The following is a 24,067-nucleotide window of genomic DNA, read 5'->3' as shown; positions in this document are numbered from 1 at the left end:
TGAGCATATGAATATAAAAATATCAGGACTGATGCTGGGTATGCTGATGGCAGCTACTACCTTATTTGCACAGGATAACGGAAACGAACAAACGAAGAATAGCGGATTTAAGCGCGGGCTGGAACATCGTATCCTGGCGGGATTTAATTTCGGAGGAACTGCGCCGGTGGGCTTTCCCAATACCATCCGCAAAATAGAAGGCTTCTGGCCGGAATTCAGCCCGTCATTGGGTTATGAATTGTCTTTCCGCGCTACGGCTAAATGGGGAGCTGCAGTAGCCGTTAAACTCGATTACAAAGGAATGGGTACGAAAGATGAAGTACAGTATTTTCCTACTATCATCACCACCAGTGATGGAGGTCGTTTCGAAGGCGATTTCAGTGGTAAAAATAAAACCATTGTACGTAATGCGTATGTATCTTTTCCAATAAGTGCTGTCTTTACACCAAACGACAAATGGCGCTTTAACCTGGGAGGTTATGTTGCCTGGTTATTCAGTTCTAATTTCCACGGAACCGTTTCTGATGGCTATATCCGCAATGGGGGACCTACAGGGGAAAAGGTGATCATCTCAGAAGCAACCTTTGATTTCGGTACAGAAGTGCGCTCTTTCGATGCTGGTTTACAGGGTGGTGCGTCCTATCGGGTAGGTAAAAAACTCAGTATCAATGGTAACCTGGATTGGGGCCTGCGTCCTATCTTCCCAGGTGATTTCAAGGGTATGTCTTTCCCATTATATAATATCTACCTCACACTGGGAGTGGCGTATAAAATATAAGGGCTTACTGTTAAAGTATTGCGACTGACCCCATTTAGCGTTTAGGCTTTAGCGTTTGATTAACGCTAAAGCCTAAACGCTAAAAGCTAAAAGCCGGTTCAGTATTTCGCTGCCTGTCCTGTTTTAGGCAGAGAGGCATTTATAAATGCCCGGATATCATCATTACCTGTTGTCAGATCATCTTTGCGCAGGTACATCATATGACCACTGCGGTAGCCACGCCAGGATAGACGGTCTTTCAAACGCCCACCCGGATCCATTTGCCACATACTGTATTTAGCATTGAAGTAATCACAGGCGCCATCATAATAGCCGGATTGGATCATTACATGCAGGTAAGGATTAGCCGCCATTGCATCGCGCAGGTTTTCACCGGTATTGTCGCCATTGTTATCCCATGGATGTACCGGGCCAAACATCATGTACTTCAAATCAGTATGGAATTTCAATTCTTCTCTGAGGTAAATATTAATAGCAGGTGTAAACGCATGTAACCAGGAGGTCAGCTCTGCATTATAGTCCGGACCGTTCCCCGCATCTTCCCGATCGATACCCCTGTAGCGGGAATCCAATCTACCTACCGTATATCCTTTATCTCTCAGTAATTCTTTCCAGAAGAAACTGGGAGGTACATTCAGGTTATGCTGCAAAATTACTTTCTCCGATAAGCCGGAGTAGCGGGCCATTTTAGCGGCTATATTTTTACGCTGCTGCTCTTCCAGAAATCCACCCTGACTGATAGCTGGGATCAGTTCATGAATGGTAAATGCTTCTACCTCCGGTAAAACAGCAGTGAGGTCTTTCTGTTGCAGATCGGCTGGTAAGGCTTTATGATACCAGGCAGTAGCGGCAAAATAGGGGAGCCGCAAAGCAGCATCCACAGGCCCGTTGCGCTGAATTCCAAGTTCAGTGGGGGAGACCAGGATAACGCCGTTCAGGTACATCCATTGTGCATTCTGTAATTCCAGTGCCAGTCCGGATACACGGGTGGTACCATAGCTTTCGCCTATCAGGTATTTGGGAGATGCCCATCTGTTCTGACGGGACACGAAAGTATTGATCCATTCAGCGAGATACCGGATGTCTGCATTAACACCAAAGAACTTTTCCCTGGGCACATCTTTCCCAAGTAGCCTGGAGAAACCCGTGTTGGCAGGATCTATGTAAATGATATCTGCAATATCAAGAATGGACTCGGGATTTTCGTGTATGCCATAAGGTTGTACAGGATATCCTTCCTCATCGATGTTCAGCAACCGGGGACCGGTGTAGGCGATTTGCATCCATACAGAAGGCGTACCTGGTCCGCCATTGAAAGAGATGACCAACGGCCTTGTATTGCGGTCTTTCACATCGGTTCTTTCGTAATAGGTGTAAAATAGCCCTGCCAATACTTTGCCGTCCTGGTCCCAAACGGGTTGAGTACCGGCAATTGCTTTGTAAGGAATCTTTCTGCCTTTCACCGTTACATCGTGATAAGTAGTAACCGTGGTATCCGGATTAAGCGTCACCGACCAATGTGAGGGCAGATCTTCTTTTAAGGAAGGAGCCGGCAGACTCTTCTTTTGTTGGGCCTGTACAGTTGTCAGGCTCACCATGCCCGCCATTAGCAAGGGTAGCATGATTGGCTTTCTCATTAAATTCATGAAGCAGATCTTGATTGACTTTAAAGATTGTGTAAAAGCCCGATAAATTCAAACACTTTGGGATGGACGGTTTCCCTTTGGTTGAAAGTCACTGGGTCTTTTTCCCACCAGTTTATAGAAGGTATTGCTGAAGGCAGAAACGCTGTTATACCCGGTATCCCAGGCGATTTCGTTGATGGTTTTCTCCGTTTCCAGGAGGTAGCCCATGGCTTTAATCATCCTGGCCAGTTTCAGGTATTGAAAGAAGGAAATATCCATGGTGGAGCGGAATAACCGTGTCAGCGTACGTTCACTGTAGCTGAATTCGTGTCCTACGCTTTCCAGCGATAAGGGTTCCCCTAGGTTTTCCTGTATGTATTTTAAAACAGGCTTAAGCCGTGGATTGTCCGTGGTGGGCAACGTAATGGGCAAGGGCACGGAGCTGATTTCAGGCAGCATGTTCTTCATGGCTTTAATGAATATAAAGCGCTTGTCATCGGGCAGCACATCACCATCCCAGGAGGCAGTATGAAGAATCATTTCCAGCAACAGATTGCTGACCGGATAAATGCCTGTTTTCGTATAGAAAGGATCGTCCTGGTCTCCGGGTTCACTGAAAAAGTAAACCGTGCGCACATAATTGGCCGGATACCGATGCTGGAAGTAATGTTCCACACCTGCTGGTACCCACATATAATGGCGGGCAGGAAGAAAGTAGGTTTTATCTTTTGTGTATAAAAAAGCCACACCACCCTCAACATACGTCAGCTGTCCTTTGTTATGCTTATGGTAGGAAAAATGATGCTCCGTTTTCCAGTGCCATACATATGCGGATTCCGGGATGGCATCAACATCTTCCAGTACCAGTTGTGGATTAATATCTTTCATTTGGCCGGATCTAACAATTTTATGGCAATTTATAGAAAATAAATTAACTAATAGGGTTGGAACTTTGCATCTTCATCACAATAGATATGTCTACAATTACTAATAAGTGGCTGGTGGGAGCGGTGTTTATCACAATATTCAGCACCCAAACAGCCTTTAGTCAGGACCCTGAGAAGAATACCCTAACGTTAACGGATGTATGGAAAAAAGCAGATGTTTACAACCGCCAGTTGCAAATTCAATACCTCCGTGTACAAAGCATGGACGAACGCACCAAAGCAGCCAAAGATGAGCGCTTACCGGAAGTAAAAGCCAATGGCGTGTATGCCCGTGTTTCCAATCTGGCCATCTACGAAGACGGCCTGCTTAACACGCCGACACAATATCCTGTTGTGCACGGCTATTACCAGTTTGGCGCAGATGCTTATCTCAATGTATACAACGGTGGTAAAACCACCCGGGAAATCAAAGTCAGACAAACAGAAGCCGAGCTGGCGAAAGAGCAGCAAAACCTTTCTACTACCGAAATCCGCTATAAAGCAGCCGCTCTTTACCTCGACATCTACCGGGGACGGATGTACGAAAAAGTAATGTTACAGGATATCAATGAAAGAGAGAAAGAACTGGAAGAGATCCGGCAGCTGCATAAGAATGGTGTAGTCCTTAAAAGTGACCTGCTCCGTGCAGAACTGAAGTTGTCTAAACAAAAGATGACACTGCTGGAAATAAGGAATGGCATCGCTATCGCCAACCAGCGGCTGAACATTATGATTGGCCAGGCCGACAGCATAGAGAATCAGCTGTCGATAGATACCCTGATAGCCTCCCAAACACCTGCACGTACCTACGAAGATTATGTGGCAGATGCCTACGAACATTCCTTTGCATTTAAGATTTCAGAAAAGGAAACGGCGCTGAGTGAATTGAAACTGAAGGATGTGAAAAGTAACATCCTGCCTAAAATAGGACTGTATGCCGAGTACGCCTATACATATCCGCAGATCCTCTTTTACCCTTATTCCATCGCCTTATACGGACTGGGACAGGTAGGCGTTAAAGCGGGAGTACCTATCTCCGCATTTTATCAGAACAAACACAGGAAGCAGGAAGCAAAGATAAACCTGGAGCGACAGGAAATTGAACATGCGGATACGAAGGACCAGGTAAGGCAGGAAGTGAAAGCGGCCTACCTGCGTTATACCGAAGCGATTACCCGCATAGGCGTTGCTAATGATAATATCACACAGGCAAAGGAGAATTTCCGGATTGTCAATAATACCTATTTCAATCAGCTGTCCTTATTAACCGACCTGCTGGACGCAGAAACGCAATTGCTGCAATCCCGCTTTGATCTTACCACGGCGCAAGTCACCGCACAATTGCAATACTATCAATTACTGAAAGCAACAGGCAACCTTTAATATATGAAGACGAACACCAACACGAAAACCAATAGAACTGACAGACTCATTTCACGTATCACCACGATCATCGCATCTATTGTAGTGGTATGCCTGGCTATCTGGGGAATAAGAACGTTACTCCATCAAATGAAATTTGAAGAAACCAATGACGCCCAGGTGGATGAATACATTAACCCGGTAGTGGCAAAGGTGACGGGTTATATAGAAGAGATCCGGTATGAAGAAAATCAGGAAGTAAAAAAAGGTGACACCCTGATTATCATTGATAACAGTGAGTATGCCGCACAACAACAGGAAGCAGAAGCCTCCCTGTTAAATGCAAAAGCACAGGTGGGTATACTGGAAAGTAATGTCAGCACTACCGCTCAGTCATCGAAAGTATATCAATCACAGATTGCCGCCGCCAAAGCAAAATTGACTCACCAGGAACAGGAATATGATCGGTATAAAAAATTATTTGATGTAGAATCTGCCACCAAACAACAACTGGAAAGGGTAGAGGCAGCACTGGCGGTAGCACGTTCAGATTACAACACTGCCATAGATGCCTATCAGGCTTCCCTGGCAAAAATCAACGATGCCAAAGTGCAGCAGAGCGCCCTGGAAGCGGAAATCAAGCGGAGAATGGCGGTAGTGACAAAGAATGACCTCAACGTTTCTTATACTATTATTACCGCCCCTTACAATGGTAAAATGGGCCGCCGCACGATTCAACCAAAGCAACTCGTGCAGGCAGGACAAGTACTGGCATATATTGTAGACTGGGAAGCCGGTAAATGGGTGGTAGCCAACTTTAAAGAAACGCAGATCCGTCATATGGCGGTGGGCGAAACTGCGCAAATAGCCGTGGATGCCTTTCCAGGAAAGAAACTGACCGGGAAAATCGAATCGCTGTCAGGCGCCACTGGCAGCCGTTTTTCATTGTTGCCGCCAGATAATGCTACTGGTAACTTCGTAAAAATTGCCCAGCGTATTCCGGTGCGTATCCGGCTGGATGGTACACCTGAGGAATTGAAATTATTATCTGCCGGTATGAATGTGAATGTATCTATTGCAAAAGAACGTAAATAATCATGGGGCAAAGTAAACAGATATTCCGCTCATGGGTGCCCGAATGGCTGATCAGACTGACTATCTTCCTGGTATTGTTTCCCACGGTGATGTTGTTCGCATTGTCTACAGCTAACGTGAACGCAGCTACGGGATTTTATGGGGCAGAGCCGCAGGATATACAATTTTCGATGCTGGTGTATTACGCATCTTTAGTGGCTTTCACGCCATTGGAGAAACGTTTTTTCAGCCGCATCGCCACCAAAGAATATTTTCTGATCTGCCTGGTACTACAGGTAATGGTGACTTACTGGTGCTATCACACCCGGGAGATTCCTGTTCTTTTCATCTGCCGTTTTCTGCAGGGAATACTGAACTGTGGTGTAACCAGCATTTGCTTAACCCTGCTGTTCAGCAGGCTGCAGTCTGAACACGCAAGGGAAGTAGGATACGCCATCTTTTATGGAATGATCCTCTGTTCAGGCTCATTGACCTCATTGGTGACCGCACCGCTGGTAGATGATTATGAATATAACGTGTTGTATAAAATGATCATTTATGCCTTTGTTCCGGGGGCGGTATTATTACTCCTGTTGATGAACAAAGTGCACCTGGTACGCCGCATGCCGCTATACCAGCTGGATTGGACCAGTTTCTTTCTATATGCGCCTATGTTGATGATGCTGGGATATATCCTGATATATGGGCAGCAATATTACTGGTTGCAGGATGCCAGGATAGTTGGATGTATGATCGGTGTAGTATTCCTGGCCGCCACTTTTGTGGTAAGGCAGTTGCATCGTAAGCGGCCTTTCATTAATATGGATGTATTTAAGTCGAGAGCATTCCTATTTGGTATTCTCTTATTGGGCGCGCTCTACCTGATCCGGGGATCGTTTAATGTAACGACCAGCTTTTTCTCGACCGTTTTGGGAATGGATCCGCTGCACACCTATGAGTTATTATCGTACAACCTGGTGGGGATTGTGATTGGCGCCGTGATCTCGGCGCGGTTGGTGATCAGGAAAAGACCGCTACAATTCATCTGGCTGGTGGGTTTTTTCGGGTTGCTGGTCTTTCATTGTTCTATGTACTTTCTGTTTGCTGCTGAGGCCGACCAGTCTACTTTTATATTACCACTGATCATCCAGGGTTGGGGGGCAGGCATGTTACTAACGCCCATCGTGCTGTTTATCATCTCTTCCGTACCGGAGAGTATCAGTGTATCAGCTTCCACTGCCGGGGTATTTATACGGTTTACTTTTTTCGCCATGAGCACTGCGTTGATTAATTATTTCTCTCTGTACTTCACCAAAACACATGCGATGCGGTTGAGTGATGGTATATCAGGAGTGGATAACGGGTTGGCGGAGCGGTTGCATACTTACCAGTCAGCCTTACAGGCGCGGGGCCTGATGGCAGATCAGGCGGCGAAACTGGCGCCGGGACTATTGGACAAAGCTATCCAGAAACAGGCATTTTTAAAATATGCAATGGACTACTACGAGTTGGTGGCCATCCTTATATTGGTACTGATGTTACTGATTGTGATGACGCCGTATATTATAAATCGTACAGTCATTAACGTGAAAGCCAAACAGCCGGCAGCAGCTACAGTTTAAGGAAGGGGCTCAGGAGAATTTTATTTTATCCCAGAGCTTATTCTTTACTACCTGCTCAATCACCTGTTCATGATAATTCCTGCTGATAGGGATGCGGTGGGACTGTATGAAAATTTCATTGCCTTCGATTCCTTCTATTTTGCTGATGGAAACAATGAATGATTTATGCACACGTATAAAGGCTTTCGGGTCCAGGTTCTGTTCCAGGCTTTTTAAGTATAACAGGGTTACATACTTCCCTTTCCTGGTGTAAATGTTAATGTAATTCTGCATAGCTTCTACATAGAGTATATCATCGAAACAGATTTTCTCATATTTACTACCGGATTTTATAAAGAAGTAGTCGGCATGTTTTTCCATTTGCGATGTATCAGGTGTAGCGGGCTTTGTGATGAGCTGGTGATAATCTTTTGCTTTATTGACAGATTTAAAAAAGCGATCAAAAGTAATAGGCTTTAACAAATAGTCGAGTACATTCAGCTGGAACCCTTCCAGGGCATAGGTTGGAAAGGCAGTAGTGATAATTACCATGGGGGGCTTTTGCACTATTTTCAGGAAGTCAATACCATTCATTTTGGGCATCTGGATATCCAGGAAGATAAGGTCTATTGGATGTTCGTCCAGTAACTTCATCAATTCTATCGGATTTTTACAGGTGGCCGTAAGATGTAAAAAATCGATCTCTCTTACATAACTCGCTATTCCCTCCCTTGCCAGTGGCTCATCATCAATAATTACACAGTTTATCATGGTCAACTATTTATAGGTTAAAGCCAGCTGCTGATTCGCAGGCGCTTGCTTGAGTGGAGTAAGATTTAATTTGAATCGTACGGTAAACATATTCTCATCGCGATCTATGTCCAACTCATATTGTCCGGAATAAATTAAGTCCAGTCGGCGCTGCACATTCTTTAATCCGATGCCTCCATAGTGCACTACTTCATCTCCCATATCAGGAGCGGTGCTGTTGGAAATGGTCATATCCAGTTGCTGCTGATCCAGCTGCATGTTGATGTGTATCCAGTTGGGAGCGTCAGTATGTTTAGAAACATGTTTAAATGCATTTTCCACAAAGGTCATGAGTATAAAAGGGGCTATCAGCAAGTGTCCGGTGTGTTGCTGATTCATCTGAACCGTAACTTCCATGTTATTATTCTGCCGTAGTTTTTCCAGCTCAATGAAATTTTCCAGGTAGGAGATCTCATTGCTTAGCGGGATTTGTTTGTCATTGCAATCATATAACTGATATCGGAGCAGATCAGAAAACTTGGCCAGGGAAGCAGAGGCCATGTCCGGGTTTTTATGGATGAGAAAGAATATGGAGTTGATGGAGTTGAAAAGAAAATGGGGGTTAAACTGGTACTTCAGAAAATTCAGTTCTGTCTCCAGTTTTTCTTTTTCAAGCAGTTGTTGGCGCCTTTGTGTTTGCAGCCAGTTCCTGGTCAGCGTAATGCTCATCGCCAGCGTCATCACCGCTAAGGTAGAGGGAAGGGCGGTACCAAAAAATTGATATATACAGCCTGCGGTCTCTTTACCGTAAAGCTCTGTCATTGTTTGGCCGGCAGCCATCGCACTAAAATAGTAGCCGGGAATAATTAAACAGGTAGCACATAAAATAGTAATGATCAGGGAGATGATATACACAGTGAACCTGCCTTTTTCCAGGTATTTTGGAATGAGGACGTACAAATTAAAATAGACAGCTGCTGCCTGGAAAATAAGATAGAAAAGAAACTTTATAGTAAACGGAGAAAAGAACATGGCGCTGGCCGCCTTTACAGGATTGCCGATGGCTACTGTCCACCACAGATAGTTATATGCCACCCAAAATGGAATATGGTGTAGCTTATATCTGAATAGCCAATAACGCGTTGATTTGCTATATGATGGAGTACTCATTTCATGTACTGATTTATACGGCAGGGGATGAGAACGCCCCTTCTGAAGTTACGCCAATCCGTAGGAATTTTAAACCCCTGCTATATGAATTCCCCTAAATAATTGACAAAATACCCTTCAGGGTATATGACGGGTGAAATATCGCCGCGGACAGCGGTTTCCGATCTTGCGACCGTTTTTTTTGCGGGTTGTCAATTATATCCAACGGGTGGTCATTCCCTTTTTTTAAATCTTCCGGCTACGCATTTCTTTGTCTCGAAAGCCCCTTCAGGCGATTTCCTTCTCAAAAAATAAAAGCATGAAAAACAGGATCTTTCCTTTGTTACTATTTTGTCTCGCGCAAAATGCCCATGCCCAGGTATCCGGAAAGCTGCTGACTCCCGGCGGGCAGGCAGTTCCTTTTGCTAACGTGCTGTTGTTAAAGGCGATGGATACCTCCATTGTAAAAACCGCTTTATCGGACGAAAAGGGCAGCTACCTGTTATCCAGCCCGGAACCAGGAAGGTATATCCTGCGCCTGACCAGTATGGGTTATGAATCCTGGGACTCACCTGTATTCGAGCTAACCGTCAGCCAGCCCGGGAAAAATTTTGAGACGCTGATATTAAAGGAAACAGCCAGGCAGCTGGGAGCAGTAACGATAGCCGCGACAAAGCCCTTGTATCAGCAGCAAGCAGAAGGAATAGTAATGAACGTAGAGAGTAGCGTACTAACAAAAGGCAGTTCTGTCTTAGCGCTGTTGGAGCGGTCACCTGGGGTAACGATAGACTATCGCAATAACAGTATTGCATTGAATGGAAAAAGTGGTGTAGCGGTCATGCTGAACGGGAAGCTGATGCGCCTGCCGGTGGACCAGGTGGTGAACCTTCTGACAGGGATGAGCGGGAATGACGTAGAGAAAATAGAGCTGTTAACCACACCTGGCGCGAGATACGATGCAGAAGGAAGTGCCGGGATCATCAACATTGTACTGAAAAAAAACAGGCAACAAGGCATGAACGGTTCTTTGACAGTTACGGGAGGATACGGTAAAGGAGAAAAGGGAATGGGGAGTATCCGTTTGGCTAATAATTCGGCCGGTAGCCACCTGTATGGATCTTATAACTTTTCGCATAACCGTACGTATAGCGATATGTATATTGACAGCGACCAGGATATGCCGGTATTTGGAGGACAGATGAATGTATTGGGTTGGGATACAGCAAGAATAGCGCAGAATAACCATGATGTATCGCTGGGGTTTGACAGGAATATAACCCCCAAAGTCCTTATAGGCGTGAGTTTATCCTATAATAACAGTAGTACATCTTCTGCTACGGTAAACCGTGCTATCTATCATGTATTACCAGATTCTCTGCTGAATTATGCAGGAGCTGTTAAAGGGATGAACCGCTGGAGAAATGGAGTGGGAGCCGTTTACATAGAAAAAGAAATAAGAGAAGGTGAAAAAATAAATGTAGATGTTGACTATCTTTTTTTCAAAAACAGTAATCCTTCAGTAGTGCAAAGTATTTTTATGAATAAGACCGGAACCACCGCCGGAGGCAATGATCCTCTTTTTTCACCGCAACAGAGAGGCTTTGCCAATACGGCTATTCATGTTGCTGTAGGCAAAGTCGATTACACAAAAACGTTGGCTAAAAATGTGAAACTGGCAGCCGGGGTTAAGGGCACTTATACAAAAAGTGCCAGCTCATCCAGGATAGAAAGCATGATCGATCATGAGTGGGTAAACAGGATAGAAACAGCAGAAGATATTGAAATGAAAGAAGCAATAGGTGCGGCCTATGCTACGGTTACCACGCAAATAAATCCCAGGGTGAGCCTGACTCTTGGCGCCAGGTATGAGTATGCGAATACCAAAATGAGTAATCCCGTAACAGGAAAAAATCCCCTGAACAGACGCCAGGGAGTATTGTTCCCGGAAATATCCTTTTCAAAAAAACTGAACGAAGCGTCTGCGCTGCAGCTGTCTTACAGCAAAAGAATCAGCAGGCCGTCTTACAATGACCTGGCGTCTTATGTAACCTATAGTGATCCTACTGCGGTGTACACCGGTAATCCATTACTGCAGCCAACGATCACCAATAATATCAAGTTGGGGTATAACTATAACGGATATACATTTTCCCTGTTATTCAGCAGAGATGAGCATCCGATAGCCAGGTATCAGCTGACCGAAAGGCCGGCAGCGAACCTTTTGTATGTCTCTCCCCAAAATCTCCTTTACCAGAACAATATCACTTTGCAGGTTAATTTACCCTGGAAGGTAACAGACTGGTGGAATATGGATTATGGGTTTAGCGGCGGGCTGCGGCAGTTTAAGCTGGACTATACCAGGGAACCTGTTAACAAAGCCTATTTTGGTTATACACTGAATTTCAATGAGTCCTTTGAGTTACCTGAAGATTTTACTATGGAGCTTTCTGGTTGGTACAATTCCTTGTTCTATAACGGATCTGTGAAAGTTGGAGGTATGGGTGCGCTGAATGCAGGTGTAAAAAAAGAGCTGAAAAATAACTGGGGGACTATTCAATTAGCCTGGACCGATATACTACGGACCGTTAAGATTAATGTGTACTATGGCACGTTGACGGAAGAAGCGTTTGCCATAAAAAATCACGTGGCTATCCATACAGAATCCGGTGTAGCGAGTGTGCTCAAGTTGACCTATACGAAGTCATTTGGATCGGGAGCTAAAGGGCCGGGAAAAAGAGATATTGGATCTAAAGCTGAAGGAGAGCGGATCCGGAAGGAGTAGAGGGATGATTTTTAATGGTCATTGAACCCTTTGTGTCCCGGGCGTGTTAATCAATTGTCCCTTCGCATAAACTTCCTGGCACCATCTCTCATTCAACCTTATAATTATTAATGTATGAAGAAGATCCTGGTTATTAGCGTCCTGATCGGCGCATCTTTTACGATGTTTGCGCAAAATGTGGCCAATTTGAATCTACGGAGAGTAGATAAAAAAGTAGTCCCGGTAGAAGTGACAGGGGCGGCAGAAAGAGAGTTTCGGGATGGGAGCATAACGACTTATTTCGCCGTACCTGCTCAGTATACAAAGGAGGATTGGCTGGTAACATCCAATGGGGCAAAGCCCGGGAGCAATCCGGACTATTATTCTGTGAGTGTAGAGAAGAATGGTGATACTTATTATGCCTTGTATGATAAGAGTGGTGCCAAGCTCGCCTCGCAGGTAAAAGTGAAGGATGTACCTCTGCCTGATAACATTGTAGCGGCTATAAAAAAGACATACCCGGGCTATACCATTGAGTCGGATAAGTATACACGGCTGGTAAGTGAAACAACAAGGAAATCTTACTTCAGGGTAACAGTAAAGAAAGGGAATACCGTGAAGAAGTTGTTCTATAATACAGATGGTTCGCCTGTAAAATAGTTTTGTTGGTTATTTAAATGATGCCAGCGGGAGCTTTTTCCGCTGGTTTTTTTATGTAGGGAGATGAATACCACCGTGTTGGTAGCGGATGCCCCGATGTTTGTCCGTATATGTACCCTAAAAAAAGGCTGCTACGAAGTTGTTTTCCACCTTTTCCGGTAACGCGGGGTCAATGATCTTTGAGTCGCAGGATATTTAAACTTTCCAGGTTTTGCCTTACATTGAGTAAGATGTGCTGACCCGAAACGTTCTGAATACCTGATCCATAAAATATTTATTCCCTGCTAATTTGTTTTTATGACTTCCTTGAAAATCTATGTTGTTGCAGCCATCGCGCTTATTGTTGGTATAGCATCCGGATGGATGGCCTCCCGTAAATGGCCGGCACCTGTTCAGTCTTTCTGTAATAATGCTGCAGTTCCGAAACATGCATTGTTGAGTTTTGAACAGGCCTGTCGCTACGTCGCCAATTATGGGAAGCTGGTGGATACGATACCAACGCAAGGTCCCCGGGGTTCTGATGTGGTTGATCTTCTACCAAACACCCGCTGTATTTGGTTTGATAAATCGCGGATAAGAGATTTGATTTGTCAGCTGGACCAGGACGGAGGAGATGGCATGCGGTTCTATTTCGCTACCTATGACAGTACCTATTCCCCCGGCAATTTGAAGACTGAAGGTGTATTAGCGGAGCCTGCACCCGCGCCTGATTATTGGGGACGCAATACGCTGGTCATTGTTTCTACAAAAAATAAAGTTGATTATTTCGGGGATTCTACTTTGCCGGCAGGTACACAGCAACGCAAAGGCTTTTTGTTAACGATAGAAGACAATGCGGAGAACCACGGTGAATTATGTCCACCTCCGGCCAAGTGCTATGGCGCCAGGTTGTTGAAAAATTAATGAAAACACGGAGCCATCATGCGATACTTCACTGTTAACACCGTGGCGGAATGGATCTGCTTTTTCATCGGTCTTGTTTGTCTTACGGCAGACAAAGACCTTTTGTGGAGGCGCTTTCCAGCTTACCTTCTCATTGTATGCCTGGTGGAAACCGGGGGGATTTATTTCCGGGAAACGCTGCATCTTCCCAACACACCTTTGTACAATGGATTAGTGCCACTGGAGTGTATTGCAGTCAGCAGTATGTTTTACTATTTGTTGAAACCCTTTTGCCTGAAGCAGCGTGTATTGATTGGCTGGTTTATATTGGTGGGCAGCAGTTTCCTGATAGAAACGTTGCCCGGCCGGTTTTCCCGATATGCACATCATACCATCGTCCTGATGGCAGTGGTGTTCATTGTGGCGTCACTCTATTATTTTTACCTGGTGCTGAAAGATGATCATTACGTAAACCTTTTCACCTATGCGCCTTTCTGGTGGGTGAGTGGTACACTCATATTTTATTTCGGAGGAACGGCTACGAATACATTCTTTGAATACCTGGTGAACGATCACGTAGCGGATAGTATTCAATATTCGCTGCGGTATCATATTTTTAAAGTACTGAACGTGTTATTGTATGGTTGCTGGTCATACGCTTTTATATGCAGGTATCGTCAAATGAAATAATGACCCTGATCGGTTGGATCAGTTTAATTTTCCTGATAGCACCGGGATTCCTCATCGCGTACATTAGCGTGTATAACCGCCGGAAGAAGAAACACCATGAAGAGACCCTGCAACTAAAACAAACCTTCCAGCACGAATTACTGAAATTGCAGATGGAGGTGCAGGAGCAAACATTGAAAACAATCGCCACGGATTTACATGATAACATTAACCAGATCCTTGGCCTGGCCGTACTTACACTGAGTGCAGTGGACCTACAGGATACGAAGCAGGCTTCTCAAAAAATACTGGCAACCGAAAATCTTACCCGTCGTGCTATCCGGGAGATCCGGGCCTTGTCTGGATTACTTCATGGAGAAGAACTGATCGGCAAAGGGCTGGTGCACGCCATCGGGTTTGAACTGGAGTGGCTTGAAAAATCGGACCGTTTCCAAATCATTCGGAAAGGAGAAATGAAACAACTGCCATCGCAACCGGATAAAGAATTAATTATTTTTCGCATCTTCCAGGAGTCCTTACACAACATTATCCGGCATTCCCAGGCTTCCGTTATTGTAGTGGAGCTGGCGCTGACGAATGATCTGCTAACGCTTCGGCTGGAAGATAATGGCATCGGGTTTAATGCTGAAGCGGTCGTGATGCAGCATAGCGGCATGGGATTACAGAATATCCGTAAGCGGGCGGCCATGATAGAAGGAGCAGCCAGTATTGTTTCCACACCAGGACAGGGCACTAGTGTTACTATTTCCATACCATATTCAATCAAAAGTGAATGACAAACAAAACCAGTATAACCATCGCCATTGTAGATGACCATACATTATTTCGGCAGGGACTCACCAGTCTGTTATCAGAATACAGCGAAATCAATATTGTATTTGAGGCTGCAAATGGAGCAGAAATGAAGGAGAAAATTGTGCTGCACCCCATCCCGGAGGTAGTACTAATGGACATCAATATGCCGGTAATAGATGGTTATCAGGCCACGCAATGGTTGAAGCAACATTATCCTGGTGTAAAAATTCTGGCGTTGAGTACTTTTGAAGACGATAAGCCTATCATCAATATGCTGAAAAACGGTGCTGGGGGCTATCTGCTAAAGGAATCAAGGATTGCGGAGGTCGTGAAAGCTATAACGGTTATCCATGAACAGGGTTATTTTCTCAATGAATTGATCTCTGCTAAAATGTTGCGTAATATCCAGGACGACGGAACCTTTCGTGATTCCTCTATGCAGTTAAGTAAGAATGAAATTACGTTTCTCCGGCTATGTTGTTCCGAATTGACATATAAGGAAATAGCCAACGAAATGAAGTTAAGTCCGCATACAATTGATAATTACAGGCAGGAGCTTTTTGAGAAACTGGAGATTAAGTCAAGGACGGGGTTAGTATTGTATGCGATTAAGAATGAGATTTTTACTCCTTGAAAAATCATTGTAGGGTACAGTTTAATTGTTAAATCAAACGAATGGCAGAGATAATAACATCTCTGCCATTCGTTTCAGTTTCACCCGTTGTACCGGAATTATTTATTTTTTGAAGCCAGGTGCCTCCAGCTACGCGCCATGATGAGGTGATGCAGGTCACTTATTTGTGCGATGGTAGGTGCTGGTTGGGGGCATACGGGCGCCGTTACAACAGGTACATCCTGACGGGGTGAGGTCAGATTGAGTACCTGCTCAAATGTAGGTGCCTGGTTTACACGTTCACCGAGATTCCATTGAGCGCGGTCTATCTGCATCCAGCTCAGCACAGTAGCAATTAGAGACGTATGATCGAAAGGAGTCTGGCCTTCAGGCATACGGAATACGCTGCCTGCGGGCACCCAGGGGGAAATAAGAATAGCAGGAACGCGCACACCGAATGTATCAAAACCGAAACCATATTGACCCGGATCATTTGTAGGAGGAGCTGCTTTCTGTGCAATAGGTACATGATCATATGTGCCGCCATGTTCATCAAAAGTAATGATGAATAATGTTTCGTTCCAGGCCGGCCCTTGCGACAGCGCATCATACACTTGTTTTACAAATGTTTCACCAGGGCATACATTTCCGGGTGGATGATAATCGGATCCGTTAATACCCAGTTTCCAGTACATGAGGCCCCAGTCAGGTTCCAGGAAAGTATAGGAGGGCAGTGTGCCTGCAGCAGCCTGGGTATAAAACTGTTGTATAGGCGCAAAATTCTGATCAAAGTCGCTGCTTCCCAGGTTCTGCTTAAACAGATCACGCGTGAGGCAATAATTATGCGCCCACCATAGTTGACTATAATATATCATCCAGTCCTGAGAAGTGCCTTTCCCATTTTCAGAGAGCACATTCCAGTGAGTGGGTAACGTAAAATCGACCATGAATGAATTATCCACCCAACCCTGCGTGGTTCCCGTGAGCCAGTGTTTACCCACTGAGTTGCCAGCCGCAGCGAATGCACGGTTGCAGAAGGTTTGGGAAGGCACAGAGGCATACCATTTGTCGCAGACGGAGAAATTCCTGGCCAGGCCATTTAATACAGGAAGGTCGGCAGGTGAGTAGGCCATCATGATATCATCCGGGCTATCAAATGCTGATGCATAGTCTATATAAAATCCACCCATTTCAGGCGTAGTTCCCACGGTGCCGCCCTGTAAAGGGGTATAGCATTGTATTTGCACATGCTTAAAAACTTCATAGGGATCAAATGGGGGAACAGTGAGATTTCCGGGAGGCGCCACACTAACGAAGTGTTTGTTGCCATCTGCATCTATATTATACAGGTCTGATGTAAGGCCGTTGAATTGAGGCGGGCTTTGCACATCAATGAGGTTTACCGCGGGCTGGTTCCCGGTATCTGCATATAGCCAGCCCAGTACATTATCGAAGGACCGGTTTTCGAGCATGAGATGTACTACATGCTTGATCTGGGACATTATCTGAGACATGGAGGGTATTTTTGTTACTGTTATTTAGATCATTTTACTGCGATAGAAAAGTCAGTGGCGATTGTAAAAATATTCCACTGGCTTTTCTATTCATTTTTTATCCCGCAGGGATTAATAGTTAGTTAATCACACACGCAGATACTGCGAGCGTAGCATCCGCTACGGCCTGGGCCACCAACGCGCCCAGAATAACTATTTCAGCGATGGCCGCAATACCGTCTGTAGCCAGCCATGCTGTTACCTGCGCTGTGATTACAGTGCCCATAAGCACCCATTCATACCAGGCCATATTATGTTCAATGGCTCCCAGAATCTGGCGAATACCAGTTACCTTATATACACCGGAGAAAATGGTAAAGATGGCTTTGGCTTTATCTGTCAATGAATCTGCCTGCTCAAGCGCAAGAATATCCTGTTCCAGACCGGTAAGCGCTTCGGTGGGGATGTCCGCCACAATAGCTTCTGCGGCATCTTTTGTAACAGACTCCGGTACACCCGCCGCTTGTAGTACAATAGATACAACATCGATCACACAGGTAACAATAGCGGCTATACAAGCACTGGAAAGATCAGTTGTACGGGGAATGATAGTGCCTTTCTGAAAGCTGAGGTCATATTTTCCATGTATCATTTTATACATGTCTTCCAGGGCCTGTTCCTTACGAATTGTTTTTCCGGCGAGGGATGGCTGATGATCTACCAGGAACTGATCCAGTGAGGGAGTCAATTGCAAGGCAAAGGCGGGAGCGTTGAGTTCTTTAATGTTTACGGTACTCATTGTTTTTGGTTTTAGATGATGAATGAATTGTGTACTGAGCAGAGTATGATTTTAATCAATTCAAATTTCCGCATAATGGCGCGCGGGTGACAGGTGGAAAAGAGCTTTTAGATCACCTGTTTTCAGGAGAAAAAAACAATGAAAGTGGTATAGGATATCGCAGGTTGATGTTTGATTATAAATCCTGGGGGGAGGTTGTCCCACCAGAAACGTTGATAGTCTCTGAGGGGCATAGGGAATATGGGTTAATAATCATTATATTTGAACTGAGTTGTTCTATTTAACATAATATAAATTATAAGGATAACTTGATTCCGTTTTAAGTCTTTTAAAAAGTCTCTAATTCAATGGGGCAACTTTTGAGTTTTGGCAGGCGCTCGTGGCAAAAATTGATCCTATTTGAGTCCGTCTTTGGTCTAAGTCACTATAATTCATTGAAAATGAATGTGCTGAGGTTTGGGTAAAAATAAATATCCGAGGTATCCCCTGGTTTATTTCATTCTCAGCGCCTTTATTTAAACACAAAAAATCCGTTTTAAATGGCCGTGAATACTCACTCCCATTTAAAACGGATTAAATAAACGATTTGACGCTTGTGCTCACAGAAAATCTGCCGCGTTACAGCCACTGGACGATCGTTAGAATTGTAAGCACCGTAATCGGCTTTATGGTGCCTCAAAACGACCCTGGATGACTGCTATGAACGTTTTACCGCCAGCATTTCAATTTCGATCAGCATACCATCCAGCGCTAAGCGCGGTACCGGAATCAGTGTATTGACCGGAAATTTTTTATCTGTCCAGATGAGCGAAGTTTCTTCTCCTAGTATTTTTAATTTGTCTTCATCATGATCAACCACCAGTGTAGTTTGTTTTACAACATCCCGGAAGGTCAATCCCTGAGAAGCTAATGCTGTTGCCAGGTTACTGAAAGCCTGTTTTAACTGTGTCCGGAAATCATTCACCAGATTGCCATCAGCCGTTTCACCGCCTTGTCCGGATATGTATACCAATGTATTATCAGCAGGTACCGTGGCCATATGAGAATATGCGTTCGGTGTAGGATCATACAATCCCGCGGGATTGATGAGTTGTGGAGCACTTGTTTCTTTTTCCATTCTTTTGATTTTTATCTTACAAAATAAAAGGAAATATCAGCAGTGAAACCCACACAATACAAGTGAATTCCTTACAGTAAGCGCTGGTTCTCCCAGGAGCAGTACTGATGGCGGAACACAGCTGGATGCTCCTAAAGCAATAGCCTCGTTATAAGCCACGGTGGCGTCTTTTACAGTAAGTGCAAAATGTAATAGCGCACCGGCTACCGGTGTTTCTCCTGCAATCGCCTTGCGTCCCTGGGTAGCTACATTGGCACCTTTATCAAATACTTCTATATAAGAAGTCGTACCTGGTATGTTCAACAACGCGGCGTACTCAATATTGAATTCCGGTAAAACCCAGCTGTGGTACAAGGTAAGCCCCAGTGCCCCGTAAAACTTTATCGTTGCTTTGTAGTCTTTCGCCTGTATGGCAATATGATGTATACCCGTAATATTTGTCATATGCCAAAGGTAAAAGCCCTGTGGTAAAGAAAAAGGTACTAACAAAATTGTTAGCGCAACTTCTTCACTTCGAGCCGCTGTGCGCCGTAGATGCCCGAATGTCCGCTGAAATAATAAGCGGTGAAACAAGCGATGGCAAAATATAAAACGTGCGTAGTCCCAAATAATTCAACACCCATTAAAGTACAGGCAATTGGAGTATTTGTAGCACCAGCAAAAACGGCAATGAATCCAAGTCCCGCGAAAAGGTCTACAGGAGCGCCTAACAGCAAAGCCAGGGTATGACCCAATGCTGCGCCTATAAAAAAAAGAGGGGTGACCTCTCCCCCTTTGAATCCCATTCCAAGTGTAATTGCCGTGAAAACCAGCTTCCAGAGCCAACTCCAGTCGTTTACACTGCTATTCGCCTCAAATGCAGCCAATATACTGATACCATCCGGTGATTTACTACTGACGCCTAAGCCCAGGTAGTCCGTTGTACCAGCCACATAACTCAATAATATAATGACAACACCACCAATAACAGGAATCAGCCAGGGTATTTTAATATATGCATTGGCGTTATATTTAATGCTATGCATGAGTTTCGAGAACAAAAAACTACTCAGCCCAAAGGCTACGCCACAAACAATTACTTTCCCTAACAACCAGAGATCCAGATGAATAAAGGGCAACGCCTCCATGAAAGGCTGACCAATATAGGTGATGCTGTAATGTGTATGATGAATCCCCCATGCACTACATACGATGTCTGCAAAAACAGAAGCAATCAAACAAGGTACCAATGCCTCATAACGCATCACACCTATTGCCAGTACCTCCAGGGCAAACACCGCTCCGGTAAGAGGTGTACCAAATACGGCCCCGAAACCAGCCGCGATTCCCGTCATTAATAAAATTCGTATATCCGCAGACGATAGTCCCAGTTTCTTCCCGATCAGCCCGGCCATACTACCGCCAATCTGTACTGCTGTTCCTTCACGTCCGGCGGAACCTCCAAATAAATGAGTAATAATAGTGGTGAGTAATACCAATGGAGCCATGCGGGCAGGTACTCCGCCACCGGGTTGATGGATCTCTTCCATGATAAGGTTGTTGCCCTTATCAGCCTGTTTGCCGCCAAGGCGGTATAACCAATAAATCAGCAGGCCAGCCAGTGGTAATCCAAATAATAACCACTCATGCTCCCAGCGTATATGCGTTACCTGGTCCAGCAACCAGAGAAATAATGCCACCAGCGATCCGACCACGATAGCAACGGGTGTTACCAATACAGTCCAGCGCAGCAGCTGATAAGCTACTGTCAATTGCTCCAACGAAGTTTTCAGTTTATTCATATCCTACAAATAGCAGCGTTAAATGGTAGTACGTACCATTCTAATATTTGTAGGCGCCATCAGACAGCTCCAGGCTGACGGTTTGGGTCAGGAAGACACCATTTCCTGTTATGTCGCAAAAATAACTTTAATCTTTTAATAATCCAGCATAAAATGCTGCCCCCCATAGCGCTGACTTATCATTATTGACAATATGAATGGGGACACTCGCCAGTAGCTCCGCCATCCGATCTCCCTGCATATAATGATGATAGAATTCTCCGGTTTCCAGCAGTACCGCTATCTTTGGTGGAATTCCCCCACCCAGAAACAATCCTCCCGTGGCTTTCATTTTCAATACCAGGTTGCAGGATTCCCTGGCCAGGTAACGTACAAACAACTCCATTGTTTTCACACATACCGGTATTCTGCCTGCAATAGCAGCTTTACTTATTTCTGCGGAAGGGTCTCCCGCATTCATAGCAGCCCGCAATTCCGCAGGTTCTTCCATTCCTTTTATATCTCTTAAAAACTGGTAAATGTCATACAGGCCAGGCCCGCTGATCACCCGCTCCCAGCTCACCACATCATATTTCTCCTGCAGATATCTCAGCAACAAAATGTCCAGATCTGTTCTTGGTGCAAAATCGGTATGTCCGCCTTCCGTAGGAAATGGATGATGATGCTCACCGTCCCAATAGAGTCCTGCCATACCCAAACCTGTACCTGGTGCAATAATGGCTATATTACCAGTATGTTCTGCTGCGCCACGGTGAAGTGTTGTCAGCTGTTGCGGTGCCAGGGTCGCCAATCCGTAAGCAGTAGCTTCCAGGTCATTGATCAGGGCCACGGCCGTGATCCCGGTGCTCTGCCTGATTTCATCTTCACTCAGCTCCCTGGATAAATTGGTCAGCTCCACTTTTCCCTTCACTACCGGACCAGCTACGCCAATGCATATACGCTGCGGTGGCGTGTCCCTGCTTTCACTGATAAAGTGCTGGATGATCTCAGAAAAATTAGCATAATCACGGGACGCATATTTCTGCTCCCGTATCATATCCAATTCCCCGTCAACAGTACTGAACAGTGCCAGATTTGTTTTGGTACCGCCCAGATCCCCTGCCAGCAGATAGGTTTTGGTATCCCCACTATGGGTTGGCGCAATAAACTGTGGCAGGTAGTGCTGCTTTTTCAATGTTTGCATCGTTGTGGAACTTTATACTTAAAAATAAGGGATTCCGGTAAGACTTCAGAATGATATGTTTTGTTAATAAATGAAGATAGAAATCCTGCGGGACATTATTGGAACAGCTTTTGTTCCGGGATGAACAATTTTAAGTGAAAAGTGTAATTCAAACAAATCACAGGCCTCATGGAAAGACATACTTATCAGACAGGAATTATTGGCAACTGCGCTTTTCTGGCGCATGTAAACAAGAATACTAACATTGATTGGCTTTGCTGGCCCCGCATGGATAGCTCTTTCGTTTTTGGCGGACTGCTGGATAAAAAGAAAGGGGGTGAATTCTCCATCCTTCCTGAGGCCGATTACGCTTCTCATCAGTACTACCTGGAAAATACAAATGTACTCTGTACAGAAATTACGACCACAGAAGGCAGCTATCGCATTACCGATTTCGCCCCCCGCTTTCTGCAGTATGAACGTTTTTTTAAGCCGCTGATGCTTATCCGGAAAATAGAACCGCTGGAAGGCTCGCCGCGCATCCGGGTAAAATGTGAGCCTGTTTGTGATTATGGCGCAGAGAAACTGAAACGGCTACGGGGCAGCAGTCATATTGAATTCGGTGGCTGTGATGAAAATATCCGCCTCACCACTAATATCGCTGTCAGTTATCTTTTTGAAGAAGAATATTTTGTGCTGAATGATACCCGTTACCTCATCCTTACCTATGGGCACCCGCTGGAAGCCCCATTGGTGAGTACGGCAGAACGATTCCTGCGGGAAACCATCTCCTATTGGAGAACCTGGATCAAGCACTCTTCTATTGCCAACTATTTCCAACCATATGTTATCCGTTCTGCGTTAACGTTGAAAATACACCAGTATGAAGATACTGGCGCTATCATTGCTGCCAGCACCACCAGCTTACCGGAATTCCCGGAAAGTGGACGCAACTGGGACTATCGTTACTGCTGGATGCGTGATACCTACTATGTGATCACCGCCTTAAACCATATCGGGCATTTTGAAGAAATGGAACGCTACTTTGGTTATATAACAGATATCTCCTTCTCCGGCGATTTCCGTTACCAGCCACTGTATGGTATCACCGGCCAAAAGACTTTATCCGAAACCATCCTCCCCCACCTGGATGGCTATCTGGGTAATAAACCCGTACGAATCGGCAACCAGGCCTATGAGCATATTCAGAATGACATTTATGGACAGGTATTAATATCGATGCTTCCTTTATATACTGATCATCGTTTTGTTTTTTCTGAGAGAAAAGATTCCGACCGCTGGATAGAACTGCTGTTGAAGAAGATTGAAAAAACAATCGATGAAAAAGATGCAGGCATCTGGGAGTTCAGAAACATGGCTAACATCCATTGCTATACGAATCTCTTCCAATGGGCTGGCTGTGCCGCCGCAGAAAAGATGGCCCGGACCATCGGCAATGAGCCTCTCCTGCAAAAGGCAGTGGAACTTAAAAATCGTGCTGCCGCACATATTGAAAGCTGCTATGATCCGGTAAGAAAAGTATATACTAATGCTGCCGGCAGTCAGCACCTGGATGCCAGCACGTTACAACTGATCATGATGAATTACCTGGATCCGGCTTCCGAACGTGCGCGTGATCATCTGGTTGCATTGGAGAAAGAACTCAAAACTCCGGAAGGCTTATTTTACCGTTATCGCCACTCCGATGATTTTGGTAAACCTAAAACTACCTTTCTCGTATGTGCGTTCTGGTATGTAGAAGCGCTTGCCTGTGTAGGCCGTTTGGATGATGCCCAACGCGAATTCGGTAAGCTGCTGCAATACTCAAACCACCTGCTGCTTTTTAGTGAAGACGTAGAGGCTGAAACCGGCAGCCAATGGGGTAACTTCCCTCAAGCGTATAGCCATGTAGGTTTGATGAACGCCGCTTACAGGATATCAATGAAACTGGATATGCCGATATTTTTATAGCTTTCAGCCATTAGCTTTTAGCTTTTAGCAAAATGCAGCGGAGATAGACATATATTATGTTCTCCGCTGCATTTTGCT

At 45.0% G+C, this 24,067-nt stretch carries 21 protein-coding genes and 1 riboswitch; of the genes, 11 read left to right on the top strand and 10 right to left on the bottom strand.

Translation table 11 applies throughout. The annotated features are described in order from the left end of the window. Positions 1-7: 7 nt before the first annotated feature. A complete protein-coding gene (locus tag AB4Z08_RS17520) occupies positions 8-778 on the top strand; it encodes a porin family protein (protein ID WP_441575058.1) in 771 nt (256 codons plus the stop codon). 98 nt (positions 779-876) lie between these two features. On the opposite strand, the gene AB4Z08_RS17515 is transcribed toward AB4Z08_RS17520, so the two are convergent. Further along, positions 877-2,400: a S10 family peptidase gene (locus AB4Z08_RS17515; RefSeq protein ID WP_441575057.1), complete on the bottom strand. Its 1,524-nt coding sequence runs from the start codon at positions 2,398-2,400 to the stop codon at positions 877-879. A gap of 72 nt (positions 2,401-2,472) precedes the next feature. Continuing rightward, positions 2,473-3,291: an AraC family transcriptional regulator gene (locus tag AB4Z08_RS17510; RefSeq protein ID WP_441575056.1), complete on the bottom strand. Its 819-nt coding sequence runs from the start codon at positions 3,289-3,291 to the stop codon at positions 2,473-2,475. Positions 3,292-3,377: 86 nt separating this feature from the next. On the opposite strand from AB4Z08_RS17510, the gene AB4Z08_RS17505 reads away from it, so the two are divergent. The 3 genes from AB4Z08_RS17505 to AB4Z08_RS17495 are packed head-to-tail and all read left to right on the top strand — an operon-like array spanning position 3,378 to position 7,387. Beyond that, complete coding sequence (locus AB4Z08_RS17505) at positions 3,378-4,712, top strand: TolC family protein (protein WP_441575055.1); 1,335 nt, start codon at positions 3,378-3,380, stop codon at positions 4,710-4,712. Between the two features lie 3 nt (positions 4,713-4,715). After that, entirely contained in the window at positions 4,716-5,786 is a 1,071-nt protein-coding gene (locus AB4Z08_RS17500) for an HlyD family secretion protein (protein WP_441575054.1), read from the top strand. 2 nt (positions 5,787-5,788) lie between these two features. Further along, positions 5,789-7,387, top strand: a complete 1,599-nt coding sequence (locus AB4Z08_RS17495; RefSeq protein ID WP_441575053.1) for an MFS transporter — start codon at positions 5,789-5,791, stop codon at positions 7,385-7,387. 9 nt (positions 7,388-7,396) lie between these two features. On the opposite strand, the gene AB4Z08_RS17490 is transcribed toward AB4Z08_RS17495, so the two are convergent. Then, positions 7,397-8,137, bottom strand: coding sequence for a LytR/AlgR family response regulator transcription factor (locus tag AB4Z08_RS17490; protein WP_441575052.1), 741 nt, complete (start codon positions 8,135-8,137; stop codon positions 7,397-7,399). 6 nt (positions 8,138-8,143) lie between these two features. Continuing rightward, positions 8,144-9,286: a sensor histidine kinase gene (locus AB4Z08_RS17485; RefSeq protein ID WP_441575051.1), complete on the bottom strand. Its 1,143-nt coding sequence runs from the start codon at positions 9,284-9,286 to the stop codon at positions 8,144-8,146. Positions 9,287-9,584: 298 nt separating this feature from the next. On the opposite strand from AB4Z08_RS17485, the gene AB4Z08_RS17480 reads away from it, so the two are divergent. The 6 genes from AB4Z08_RS17480 to AB4Z08_RS17455 all read left to right on the top strand — a co-directional run bounded on the left by AB4Z08_RS17480 (position 9,585) and on the right by AB4Z08_RS17455 (position 15,687). After that, positions 9,585-12,047 (top strand): TonB-dependent receptor domain-containing protein, encoded by a 2,463-nt coding sequence (locus AB4Z08_RS17480; RefSeq protein ID WP_441575050.1) that lies wholly within the window; start codon positions 9,585-9,587, stop codon positions 12,045-12,047. Between the two features lie 114 nt (positions 12,048-12,161). Beyond that, positions 12,162-12,686 carry a hypothetical protein gene (locus AB4Z08_RS17475; RefSeq protein WP_441575049.1) on the top strand — a complete coding sequence of 175 codons (525 nt, stop codon included), beginning with the start codon at positions 12,162-12,164 and terminating at the stop codon, positions 12,684-12,686. Between the two features lie 297 nt (positions 12,687-12,983). Further along, positions 12,984-13,589 carry a hypothetical protein gene (locus AB4Z08_RS17470; protein WP_441575048.1) on the top strand — a complete coding sequence of 202 codons (606 nt, stop codon included), beginning with the start codon at positions 12,984-12,986 and terminating at the stop codon, positions 13,587-13,589. 18 nt (positions 13,590-13,607) lie between these two features. Beyond that, entirely contained in the window at positions 13,608-14,258 is a 651-nt protein-coding gene (locus AB4Z08_RS17465) for a hypothetical protein (RefSeq protein ID WP_441575047.1), read from the top strand. Beyond that, a complete protein-coding gene (locus tag AB4Z08_RS17460; RefSeq protein WP_441575046.1) occupies positions 14,234-15,034 on the top strand; it encodes a sensor histidine kinase in 801 nt (266 codons plus the stop codon). The genes AB4Z08_RS17465 and AB4Z08_RS17460 overlap by 25 nt, the downstream gene beginning before the upstream one ends. Further along, positions 15,031-15,687 (top strand): response regulator, encoded by a 657-nt coding sequence (locus tag AB4Z08_RS17455; RefSeq protein WP_441575045.1) that lies wholly within the window; start codon positions 15,031-15,033, stop codon positions 15,685-15,687. Before AB4Z08_RS17460 ends, AB4Z08_RS17455 begins: the two co-directional genes overlap by 4 nt. A 98-nt stretch (positions 15,688-15,785) precedes the next feature. On the opposite strand, the gene AB4Z08_RS17450 is transcribed toward AB4Z08_RS17455, so the two are convergent. The 6 genes from AB4Z08_RS17450 to glk all read right to left on the bottom strand — a co-directional run bounded on the left by AB4Z08_RS17450 (position 15,786) and on the right by glk (position 22,039). Next, positions 15,786-17,180 (bottom strand): alkaline phosphatase family protein, encoded by a 1,395-nt coding sequence (locus AB4Z08_RS17450; protein ID WP_441575044.1) that lies wholly within the window; start codon positions 17,178-17,180, stop codon positions 15,786-15,788. A 118-nt stretch (positions 17,181-17,298) separates the two neighbouring features. Further along, the gene (locus tag AB4Z08_RS17445; RefSeq protein ID WP_441575043.1) at positions 17,299-17,958 is read right to left on the bottom strand and encodes a hypothetical protein; all 660 of its coding nucleotides are present in this window, start codon (positions 17,956-17,958) and stop codon (positions 17,299-17,301) included. A 697-nt stretch (positions 17,959-18,655) separates the two neighbouring features. Next, positions 18,656-19,075, bottom strand: a complete 420-nt coding sequence (locus tag AB4Z08_RS17440; RefSeq protein WP_441575042.1) for a RidA family protein — start codon at positions 19,073-19,075, stop codon at positions 18,656-18,658. Positions 19,076-19,111: 36 nt separating this feature from the next. Beyond that, on the bottom strand, positions 19,112-19,519 hold the full coding sequence (locus tag AB4Z08_RS17435) for a VOC family protein (protein ID WP_441575041.1): 408 nt from the start codon (positions 19,517-19,519) through the stop codon (positions 19,112-19,114). 50 nt (positions 19,520-19,569) lie between these two features. Continuing rightward, positions 19,570-20,856, bottom strand: coding sequence for a voltage-gated chloride channel family protein (locus tag AB4Z08_RS17430; RefSeq protein WP_441575040.1), 1,287 nt, complete (start codon positions 20,854-20,856; stop codon positions 19,570-19,572). Positions 20,857-20,899: 43 nt separating this feature from the next. Beyond that, positions 20,900-20,971: riboswitch (Fluoride riboswitch) on the bottom strand. A gap of 12 nt (positions 20,972-20,983) precedes the next feature. After that, the gene (gene glk / locus AB4Z08_RS17425; RefSeq protein WP_441575039.1) at positions 20,984-22,039 is read right to left on the bottom strand and encodes a glucokinase; all 1,056 of its coding nucleotides are present in this window, start codon (positions 22,037-22,039) and stop codon (positions 20,984-20,986) included. Positions 22,040-22,207: 168 nt separating this feature from the next. Between glk and AB4Z08_RS17420 the strand changes: the two genes are divergently transcribed. Next, complete coding sequence (locus AB4Z08_RS17420) at positions 22,208-23,989, top strand: glycoside hydrolase family 15 protein (protein WP_441575038.1); 1,782 nt, start codon at positions 22,208-22,210, stop codon at positions 23,987-23,989. Positions 23,990-24,067 lie beyond the last annotated feature (78 nt).

It is taken from the genome of Chitinophaga sp. RAB17 (assembly GCF_052114225.1).
GTDB lineage: Bacteria > Bacteroidota > Bacteroidia > Chitinophagales > Chitinophagaceae > Chitinophaga.
Note: the sequence above shows the minus strand (reverse complement) of the source record. Positions and strands in the feature narration are given on the sequence as shown.

What these genes read in the sequence shown, in the direction of transcription:
- AB4Z08_RS17455 (WP_441575045.1), top strand. Translation starts at nt 15,031, where the DNA reads ATGACAAACAAAACCAGTATAACCATCGCCATTGTAGATGACCATACA.
- AB4Z08_RS17440 (WP_441575042.1), bottom strand. Translation starts at nt 19,075, where the DNA reads ATGGAAAAAGAAACAAGTGCTCCACAACTCATCAATCCCGCGGGATTG.
- AB4Z08_RS17510 (WP_441575056.1), bottom strand. Translation starts at nt 3,291, where the DNA reads ATGAAAGATATTAATCCACAACTGGTACTGGAAGATGTTGATGCCATC.
- AB4Z08_RS17505 (WP_441575055.1), top strand. Translation starts at nt 3,378, where the DNA reads ATGTCTACAATTACTAATAAGTGGCTGGTGGGAGCGGTGTTTATCACA.
- AB4Z08_RS17500 (WP_441575054.1), top strand. Translation starts at nt 4,716, where the DNA reads ATGAAGACGAACACCAACACGAAAACCAATAGAACTGACAGACTCATT.
- AB4Z08_RS17450 (WP_441575044.1), bottom strand. Translation starts at nt 17,180, where the DNA reads ATGTCTCAGATAATGTCCCAGATCAAGCATGTAGTACATCTCATGCTC.
- AB4Z08_RS17435 (WP_441575041.1), bottom strand. Translation starts at nt 19,519, where the DNA reads ATGACAAATATTACGGGTATACATCATATTGCCATACAGGCGAAAGAC.
- AB4Z08_RS17430 (WP_441575040.1), bottom strand. Translation starts at nt 20,856, where the DNA reads ATGAATAAACTGAAAACTTCGTTGGAGCAATTGACAGTAGCTTATCAG.
- AB4Z08_RS17445 (WP_441575043.1), bottom strand. Translation starts at nt 17,958, where the DNA reads ATGAGTACCGTAAACATTAAAGAACTCAACGCTCCCGCCTTTGCCTTG.
- AB4Z08_RS17490 (WP_441575052.1), bottom strand. Translation starts at nt 8,137, where the DNA reads ATGATAAACTGTGTAATTATTGATGATGAGCCACTGGCAAGGGAGGGA.
- AB4Z08_RS17520 (WP_441575058.1), top strand. Translation starts at nt 8, where the DNA reads ATGAATATAAAAATATCAGGACTGATGCTGGGTATGCTGATGGCAGCT.
- AB4Z08_RS17485 (WP_441575051.1), bottom strand. Translation starts at nt 9,286, where the DNA reads ATGAGTACTCCATCATATAGCAAATCAACGCGTTATTGGCTATTCAGA.
- AB4Z08_RS17460 (WP_441575046.1), top strand. Translation starts at nt 14,234, where the DNA reads ATGCAGGTATCGTCAAATGAAATAATGACCCTGATCGGTTGGATCAGT.
- AB4Z08_RS17470 (WP_441575048.1), top strand. Translation starts at nt 12,984, where the DNA reads ATGACTTCCTTGAAAATCTATGTTGTTGCAGCCATCGCGCTTATTGTT.
- AB4Z08_RS17495 (WP_441575053.1), top strand. Translation starts at nt 5,789, where the DNA reads ATGGGGCAAAGTAAACAGATATTCCGCTCATGGGTGCCCGAATGGCTG.
- AB4Z08_RS17480 (WP_441575050.1), top strand. Translation starts at nt 9,585, where the DNA reads ATGAAAAACAGGATCTTTCCTTTGTTACTATTTTGTCTCGCGCAAAAT.
- AB4Z08_RS17515 (WP_441575057.1), bottom strand. Translation starts at nt 2,400, where the DNA reads ATGCTACCCTTGCTAATGGCGGGCATGGTGAGCCTGACAACTGTACAG.
- glk (WP_441575039.1), bottom strand. Translation starts at nt 22,039, where the DNA reads ATGCAAACATTGAAAAAGCAGCACTACCTGCCACAGTTTATTGCGCCA.
- AB4Z08_RS17465 (WP_441575047.1), top strand. Translation starts at nt 13,608, where the DNA reads ATGCGATACTTCACTGTTAACACCGTGGCGGAATGGATCTGCTTTTTC.
- AB4Z08_RS17475 (WP_441575049.1), top strand. Translation starts at nt 12,162, where the DNA reads ATGAAGAAGATCCTGGTTATTAGCGTCCTGATCGGCGCATCTTTTACG.
- AB4Z08_RS17420 (WP_441575038.1), top strand. Translation starts at nt 22,208, where the DNA reads ATGGAAAGACATACTTATCAGACAGGAATTATTGGCAACTGCGCTTTT.